This window comes from Mesorhizobium sp. M1A.F.Ca.IN.020.03.2.1 (assembly GCF_004023205.1).
Lineage (GTDB): Bacteria > Pseudomonadota > Alphaproteobacteria > Rhizobiales > Rhizobiaceae > Mesorhizobium.
Window position 1 is genome coordinate 1 of sequence record NZ_RZSV01000493.1, and the last position, 782, is coordinate 782.

A 782-nucleotide genomic window follows, 5' to 3' on the forward strand; every position below is an offset into this window, starting at 1 on the left:
ATCGAGATCTACACGCCGGCCGAGAAGCGCCAGTACGGCTACTACGTGCTGCCTTTCCTACTCGGCGACCGGATCGTTGCCCGGGTCGATCTGAGAGCTGACCGCCCGGCCGGAGTGCTGCGCGTCCATGCGGCTTTTGCCGAAGCCGGCGCTCCCGCCGAAACGGCCGCACAACTCTTCGGTGAGTTGAAACAGATGCAGGCATGGCTCGGCTTGGAAACCATCGAGGTGACGCCGGCCGGCGACCTTGGGCCGGCGTTGACCGACATTTCGGTGTCGTAGCCGCGCGTTGACATGCGAGCACCTCTAAGCCTAAATCCGCCGCAGACGGTCTCCTCCCGGCAAGGGGAGGAGCCAAGAGGGAATGCGGTGCGGGAAAACCCAAATCCGCGGCTGTCCCCGCAACTGTGAGCGACGAGCCTCAGCCGAAAACCACTGGGATGTTCCCGGGAAGGCGGCGTAAGGCGACGACCCGCGAGCCAGGAGACCTGCCGTCTGAGACATGAGAATCCGATCGCTCGGCGGGTTTTCCGGGCAAGGAGCCTGGTTTTGGATCGCAACGTCAGTTTTCCGGCTAATACCGCGGACATTTCGTCCGAACCCCGCGACGCGCTATCGGAAGTGACCGTCATCGTCTGCTCCTCCTGCCGCGATGAGACCGGTTCGGACGCGCATCCGCGCGCCGGCGCCCTCCTTGCCGAAGACGCGCGCCGCGCCGCGCCGGACGAGCAAATCCGCATCCGCACAGTCGCGTGTCCCGGCACGTGCAAACACCGCCTGAG

At 65.1% G+C, this 782-nt stretch carries 1 protein-coding gene, 1 pseudogene and 1 riboswitch; the gene and the pseudogene both read left to right on the plus strand.

Annotated features, from left to right (window positions below; genetic code table 11):
• Positions 1–282, plus strand: a 282-nt coding sequence (locus EOA79_RS32315; protein ID WP_206639307.1) for a crosslink repair DNA glycosylase YcaQ family protein, incomplete at its 5' end; no start/stop codon positions are given.
• 29 nt (positions 283–311) lie between these two features.
• Positions 312–511, plus strand: a riboswitch (cobalamin riboswitch).
• Positions 512–549: 38 nt separating this feature from the next.
• A pseudogene (locus EOA79_RS32320) lies at positions 550–782 on the plus strand (metal-binding protein); the annotation flags it as partial.